This window comes from Embleya sp. NPDC001921, assembly GCF_053594475.1.
On the sequence record NZ_JBSFEO010000125.1, the window covers coordinates 1 to 5579 of the forward strand.

Here is a 5579-nt window from a genome sequence, read left to right on the forward strand (position 1 = left end):
TTGGGCGGCGGAGACGGCGTGCAGTCCGGCGGCGGCCAGGCGGGTCTCCCAGCGGATCTGGGTCAGGGACCGCAGGTCGGTGGTCGTGGCGGTCATGAAGCCACCTCGCTGAAGCACCCGCCGCACACGTGCCGGCCATTCGGGAGCACGTCGGCGTGCCGGTCTCCGAAGGTGCCGGCGCCGCACATCTCACACGGCTTGGCGTTTGCCTTCTTGCGGGCGGCGATGTCGGCGAGCGCGGCCTTGACGGTGGTCAGGTAGTCGTCGGGGTCGAGGCCGGCGACGATCGGGATGTCCGCGGCCTCGGCGGCGGCTCGGGCGGTCTCGGCCAGAGCGAGTGCACGGTCACGGTCGGCGGTGAGCGCAGCGATGCGCGTGTCGTACTCGGCGCCGGCGCGTTGCGTCCACTCCAGGCGGGCGGCGATGGTTGCGCGGAGTCCGGTGACCAGGTCGGCCTGTGCGGCGAGTTGCTGCTCGAGGTCGACGGCGATCGCGCGGGCTTGGTCGCGCTCTCCGATGGCCTGGCTGACGCGGGCCTCGTAGGCGTCCATGGCCCGCCGGACGAGTCCGCGGTGGCGCTCCTCGGCGGCGGCGAGTTCCTCGGAGTGCTGCAGGAGCCCCTTGTTCGCGGCCTCCAGGTCGGCCCGCTGCCACCTGAGGTCGTCGATCTGGCGGGAGAGCGCCAGCTCGGTGCTCTGGGCGACGTCGCGGGCGTGCTGGAGGCGTTGCAGGCGGCGACGGGTGATCAGGCGGATCATCGGGGCGCCTCCGCCCAGACCTGCGGGTCCCAGCCGGCTTCGTCGGCGTGACACCAGGCCCAGTTGGTCAGGTCGCCCTCGTCGAGCCGTTCGGCGACCTGCTTGGCGAACCTGGCGGCGGCTTCCGGGTCGAGGGCGGTCAGGAACACCAGCGCCTCGGCGGCTACGAACGCCGTGGCCCGCGCGCTGACGAACTGGAACCGCTCCTCGTCGTCGATGTGCCGGGCGACGAGCGCGTCGGTCTCGAAGACCTGCTTGAGCATGGCTGCGGTGAGAGATCCGGGGGTGTTGGGCGTGTCGGTCATCGGGTCCTCCGGTGCTGTCCGTGGGGGTGGCGGAGCGAGCGGGTGATCTCGATCCCGGCGCCGGCGAGGGAGATCCCGAGGATCACCAGGACGCCGGCGACCGCGGCGACGACGGCCGGGAACCACAGGGCGGTGATCACCGGTCCCACCGCCAGGACTCGATCGCCGCCCGGTGCTCGGCCATGTCGACCTCGCGGTTGACGGCCTGGACGAACGCGGGGTTCGAGCGCAGGTAGGCGGCCAGCCAGGCCGGGTCCGGCACGTTCTGGTCGGCTTTGGGCCGGCGGCGGTGGTCGCGCAGGAACAGCAGCAGCGAGACGGTGGAGATGGTGACGGCGCCGGCCGCGATGGCGGCCAGGACGATCAGGGTGGTCACGACGCGTCTCCGATCAGGCGTGCGGCCCAGGAGCCGCGGCAGACGTACAGGTGGTCGGTCCAGTTGGCGTCGTCGGCGACGTAGTCCAGCTCGGCCAGCACGCGCGGGTGCGGCGGCCGGGCGGTGGTGATGACGTGGGCGCCGTGGTGGATCCGGGCCGGGGTGCGGGGGCCCCGCCCGGCCGGGATGACCCGGCCGGGCAGGGTGCGCGGGGAGGCGGCCATCAGAACGGGACCTCGCCCTCGGCGAGCTTCGCCCGGCGGGCCGCTGAGCGCTGCGCGTCGATGCGCTCCCGGTCGCCCATCTCCCGCCAGTCCGCGTAGTCGTTCGGGTCGATGTGCTCGCGGGTGAGCAGCGCGGCGGTGGCGGCGGCGAGGGCCATGGTGGCGTGGGCGTGTGCCCTGGCCGTGCACTCGGCGACGAGCCGGTTGCGGTCCGGGTGTCCCTCCTTCACGGCACGGGCGCTCGCCAGAAAGATCTCGGCCCTGCGGTAGTGCTCCGGCCCGGTCACTGGGCACCGCCCTGCGTGTTGGTGGGCGGCCAGTTGGCATCCGGCTCGTTCGGCAGGTCACCACTCGAGGGCGCCGCCGCCTGAGCCTTGATCTCGGCGGCCGTCGTCCGAGGCGCGGGGAACTCGTCGTCGACCGACACCTCGCCGCGCTCGATGCTCTTGTGCGTGATCAACAACTGGGCGATGTCGTGCGCGGTCCACCGGTCCTGCGTGCGGCCGAGCTTCTGCTCCAGCCGGGCCGCGTCGATGCCCAGGCCCGCGAACACCGCGACCGCACCCGCGATCCGGTCGTTCAGCGGCCGGCCGTCACCCTTCTCCAGGGTCTTCGAGCACAGGTCCTTGGCCTCTTCGACGAACCACGGCGGGAGGATGCTGAAGATCGCCTCACGCAAGCGGCGCGCGCCCATGTTCGCGTTGTTCTCGTAGATGTCGCGCAGCTCGGTCAGCTTCTCGGCGCCGCCCTTTTTGTCCCTCTTGTGAGGCACGATGAAGGTCTGCGAGCTGCGTGAGTTGGTCTGCACGTCCCAGGCCCACGCCTGCATCTCCGACTCGCCGTACTCGTCGTCGCGACGCAACTCGGCGATGCCGTACTGGACGTTGCCCCAGCAGCGGGCCAACTCGCGGGCCAAGTGCACCGACGCCCCGGACACGGCGCCGCCCGCCCGGGGGAAGCGGTAGAACGCCCGCTCGGCGAGACCCCTCATCTGGCAGGACTGCTGCATGGCCGTGCGTGCGGCGCCGAGGCTGCGCGGGCACTGCTGGGCTACCACGACGGCGGCCTGGACCTCGGCCACCGCGCGGGACTGCTCGACCGCCGTGCCCTGCCCGAGACGGCCCGGGGTCGGCGCTGGCGGCGCGTGGTGCTCGATCGGGTAGTTCACGAGTTCTCCTCGAAGAATTGGTTCTCGACCCACGGGGGGAGACCGATGGACACCACGTCCTCGCTCCACGCCGGCCAGTGGTCGGCCGCCACGCAGTCGCGGTACGTCTCGATGGCCTGCCGGTTGAGGGCGCGCCCGATCCGCAGGGCCATGGCGTCCGGCTCGACGACCGTGACCAGGAACGGCGGCTCCTTCATCTGGCAGACGAACAGGAACGTCGCCCGCTCGTCGGCGAGGTCGAGCGCGACCGCGCCGTCCAGGTACCAGGCGGCCTGTTGGTGGTAGCCGTACTCGTTCATCGCCTTGGCGAGCGCCGCCGGGGACGCGTCGCGGCAGGTCTTGTAGTCGGGGATGATCAGCCGCTCGGCCCGCTGGCTCGGCAGCCAGTCGGTGCGGGCCCTGCGCTGCACGCCGGTCTGCGGGTCGGTCCAGAACAGGGACTGTTCGGGCCTGCCGTTCGCGAACAGGTCGGGCGCAAAAGGGTGTTCGGCGAGCGCCGCCGCCATGGCCAGTACGCGGGCGTGGTCGTCGGGCAGCAGTGCCACCGCACCGCGTTCACGGGCCTCGGCGCGCTGTGCCTTGGCGTCCTTGCCACGCCAGTCGGGGGCGTCGACGACGACAAGTTCGGGTCCGTCGCCCAGGACCATGCGGTGCGCGGCGGTTCCGAAGTCGAAGTGGTTCCTGTACTCCGGGGCGTTGTCCTGCTCGTGGCGGAACAAGGCCGGGCAGGACGGCGGCAGGAGCTTGCGGGCGCCGCTGGACGAGAGGCTGTCCCGGCGGGCGTGGTAGACGTCCGCGGGCATGTCGTAGACCCCTGCCGCGATGGGCTCGGGGGCCGCCGCCGCCCTGGGGGGCAGGGCAGCGGCGGCAGTCGAGGCGGTCACGCGGGGGCCTCGGAGGCGGGCGCAGGCCGCGGGGCCGGGGTCAGCGGGCCGCGCGCCAGGACGTCCGCCAGGAACTCCGGCACCGACGTCGACGGCCCGCCCGGCTCATCGACCCGCAACATCAGCGGCTCGTCGTACTGCCAGTCCCCGCGGTGCTCCCAGTAGGCGCCCGCCCCGTCGACATACGTCAGATACAGGTGGAACAGGCCGACGTCCGTGATGTGGCAGGGCTCGGCGGCGTAGTCGTCGAACACCTCACCGATACGGCCGGTGCGCCACCAGTCCTGAAGGTCCAGGCCGGAGGCGGTGATGACCCGGCCGCCGCGCTGCTCGACCACGACGTGCGTGGTCTCGCGCACCCAGCCGGGCATCTCCGCCGCAGCCCGCAGCCGCTCGTTCTCGGACCGCAGCCGGTCGATCTCGGCGACCGCCTCGACGCGTGCGTTGTAGTACGCGGCGCCGTGAACCCACAGGAACTTCTCGTCCTCGTCGCGGAAGTCGCGGGCGAAGTGGCGTGACGTCTCGGTCCACCGCATCGCGCGGATCTCCGCGAGGCGCTCCTCGGACATGGGGGCAGTCATCGGGTCCTCCGCTGTTCGGCGTACTTGCGCCTGCGATGTGCCGCGCAGGCTCGACAGACGCGACTGCCAGCCGGATTCACGTAGAAGGTCTGCTCGTTGAGCAAGTGGCCTCGGATGCAGACCTGCTTGTGTGAGAACGGGGAGCGGCGAGTGTTTTCGGTGCCCGTCACGGCCTCCAGGTGGTTCGGATTCACGCAGCGCCGATTCCGGCAGAGGTGGTCCAACTGGAGGCCTTCGGGGATCGGTCCGACGAAGTGTTCGTAGGCGACCCGGTGAGCCATGAAGACGCGCTTCACTCGGCGGATCTCGCCGTAGCCGTATCGGTTGGCGCGCCCAAGCCAGAGCATGCGTCCCGTCTCGTCGGGGAGGGCCATCCGTGGGAGCAGCGTGTCCTTCAGCGGCTTCACGGACGACCGCCCGACTCGGCCGCGCCAGCAGCCGACTCCAGCGCGGCGAGGACCTGCTCGACCGTGCGGTCCAGGAGGTCGTCGTTCCAGTCGGTCAACGCGTCCGTCGGGTGCTCGCGCGGGTCGCGCAGCAGGCCGAGCAGTTCGGCGAGCCGGCGCTCGGCGACGAGGACGTCACCCGTCGAGTACGGGGCGTCGTCCGACCAGGTAGTACCCGTGATTGCCACCCGGAGGGCACCGACGACGTCGACCGAGCTGCCGTCCGTCGCCCTGGCCCCGGTGGCCAGTTCGTATCCCTGGGCCCAGCCGTTCACGCGAATGATCTCGGCGGCCCGCCGGTACATGGCGGCGAGTTCGGTGCGCTCGCGCTGGCACTGGTACTCGATCAGCTCGCGAATGCTCTCGCGCTCCCTCGGTGTCGTCATCGGGTCGTCTCCCCGGTCGTCGTGTCGGTGGTGGCCGCCGGCTGCGTGGCGGGCGTGCCGGGCCACGGCTCAGCGGGCCGGCCGGTCGCGGCGCAGAGGAACGCCTGGCGCGCCATCCACCACTGCGGATCGGCCGTCTCGTGCGGCCCGAACATGAAGTGCGCGTCTTCCAGCGCCCGCGCGAGGCCGTCGGCGGCCGTCACGACGCACCACCCGGGCACGACGGGGCGCATGCGAACACCTGGCCGAAGCCCGTCGCGCGGCCCGCCGGAACCGACACTGCGGGCAGCAGCTCGCCGCAGCGGACACACGCCGTGCCGTCGAGCTGAGACGCCGACAGATTCCCGGCCGGCCAGAGCGTCTCCGAGTCGCGGGCTTCGGCCTTGAGGGCAGCCTCGATTCCCTTGCTGTCGCGGACCATCGCCGCGATCTCCGGCGGCACCGGCCGCGC

Annotated in this window: 13 protein-coding genes; all 13 read right to left on the reverse strand. The window is 72.0% G+C overall.

The features are described 5' to 3' along the window. Window positions 1-92: 92 nt before the first annotated feature. Window positions 93-758 carry a hypothetical protein gene (locus ACWCPW_RS51400; protein ID WP_449768586.1) on the reverse strand — a complete coding sequence of 222 codons (666 nt, stop codon included), beginning with the start codon at window positions 756-758 and terminating at the stop codon, window positions 93-95. Further along, window positions 755-1063, reverse strand: a complete 309-nt coding sequence (locus tag ACWCPW_RS51405) for a hypothetical protein (protein WP_449768587.1) — start codon at window positions 1061-1063, stop codon at window positions 755-757. The genes ACWCPW_RS51400 and ACWCPW_RS51405 overlap by 4 nt, the downstream gene beginning before the upstream one ends. Next, complete coding sequence (locus ACWCPW_RS51410) at window positions 1060-1203, reverse strand: hypothetical protein (RefSeq protein WP_449768588.1); 144 nt, start codon at window positions 1201-1203, stop codon at window positions 1060-1062. The genes ACWCPW_RS51405 and ACWCPW_RS51410 overlap by 4 nt, the downstream gene beginning before the upstream one ends. Beyond that, entirely contained in the window at window positions 1200-1439 is a 240-nt protein-coding gene (locus tag ACWCPW_RS51415) for a hypothetical protein (RefSeq protein ID WP_449768589.1), read from the reverse strand. The genes ACWCPW_RS51410 and ACWCPW_RS51415 overlap by 4 nt, the downstream gene beginning before the upstream one ends. Continuing rightward, window positions 1436-1663 (reverse strand): hypothetical protein, encoded by a 228-nt coding sequence (locus ACWCPW_RS51420; RefSeq protein WP_449768590.1) that lies wholly within the window; start codon window positions 1661-1663, stop codon window positions 1436-1438. The genes ACWCPW_RS51415 and ACWCPW_RS51420 overlap by 4 nt, the downstream gene beginning before the upstream one ends. After that, complete coding sequence (locus ACWCPW_RS51425; RefSeq protein ID WP_449768591.1) at window positions 1663-1950, reverse strand: hypothetical protein; 288 nt, start codon at window positions 1948-1950, stop codon at window positions 1663-1665. The genes ACWCPW_RS51420 and ACWCPW_RS51425 overlap by 1 nt, the downstream gene beginning before the upstream one ends. After that, the gene (locus ACWCPW_RS51430) at window positions 1947-2831 is read right to left on the reverse strand and encodes a hypothetical protein (protein WP_449768592.1); all 885 of its coding nucleotides are present in this window, start codon (window positions 2829-2831) and stop codon (window positions 1947-1949) included. The genes ACWCPW_RS51425 and ACWCPW_RS51430 overlap by 4 nt, the downstream gene beginning before the upstream one ends. After that, a complete protein-coding gene (locus ACWCPW_RS51435; protein WP_449768593.1) occupies window positions 2828-3715 on the reverse strand; it encodes a PD-(D/E)XK nuclease-like domain-containing protein in 888 nt (295 codons plus the stop codon). Before ACWCPW_RS51435 ends, ACWCPW_RS51430 begins: the two co-directional genes overlap by 4 nt. Then, a complete protein-coding gene (locus ACWCPW_RS51440) occupies window positions 3712-4296 on the reverse strand; it encodes a hypothetical protein (protein ID WP_449768594.1) in 585 nt (194 codons plus the stop codon). Before ACWCPW_RS51440 ends, ACWCPW_RS51435 begins: the two co-directional genes overlap by 4 nt. Next, window positions 4293-4703, reverse strand: coding sequence for an HNH endonuclease signature motif containing protein (locus tag ACWCPW_RS51445; protein WP_449768595.1), 411 nt, complete (start codon window positions 4701-4703; stop codon window positions 4293-4295). The genes ACWCPW_RS51440 and ACWCPW_RS51445 overlap by 4 nt, the downstream gene beginning before the upstream one ends. Continuing rightward, window positions 4700-5128, reverse strand: a complete 429-nt coding sequence (locus ACWCPW_RS51450) for a DUF6197 family protein (protein WP_449768596.1) — start codon at window positions 5126-5128, stop codon at window positions 4700-4702. The genes ACWCPW_RS51445 and ACWCPW_RS51450 overlap by 4 nt, the downstream gene beginning before the upstream one ends. Then, window positions 5125-5331 carry a hypothetical protein gene (locus tag ACWCPW_RS51455; RefSeq protein ID WP_449768597.1) on the reverse strand — a complete coding sequence of 69 codons (207 nt, stop codon included), beginning with the start codon at window positions 5329-5331 and terminating at the stop codon, window positions 5125-5127. Before ACWCPW_RS51455 ends, ACWCPW_RS51450 begins: the two co-directional genes overlap by 4 nt. Further along, window positions 5328-5579 (reverse strand): hypothetical protein (locus tag ACWCPW_RS51460; protein ID WP_449768598.1); only part of this gene is annotated, 252 nt, incomplete at its 5' end. The genes ACWCPW_RS51455 and ACWCPW_RS51460, both read right to left, overlap by 4 nt.

What these genes read in the sequence shown, in the direction of transcription:
- ACWCPW_RS51400 (WP_449768586.1), bottom strand. Translation starts at nt 758, where the DNA reads ATGATCCGCCTGATCACCCGTCGCCGCCTGCAACGCCTCCAGCACGCC.
- ACWCPW_RS51405 (WP_449768587.1), bottom strand. Translation starts at nt 1,063, where the DNA reads ATGACCGACACGCCCAACACCCCCGGATCTCTCACCGCAGCCATGCTC.
- ACWCPW_RS51420 (WP_449768590.1), bottom strand. Translation starts at nt 1,663, where the DNA reads ATGGCCGCCTCCCCGCGCACCCTGCCCGGCCGGGTCATCCCGGCCGGG.
- ACWCPW_RS51440 (WP_449768594.1), bottom strand. Translation starts at nt 4,296, where the DNA reads ATGACTGCCCCCATGTCCGAGGAGCGCCTCGCGGAGATCCGCGCGATG.
- ACWCPW_RS51450 (WP_449768596.1), bottom strand. Translation starts at nt 5,128, where the DNA reads ATGACGACACCGAGGGAGCGCGAGAGCATTCGCGAGCTGATCGAGTAC.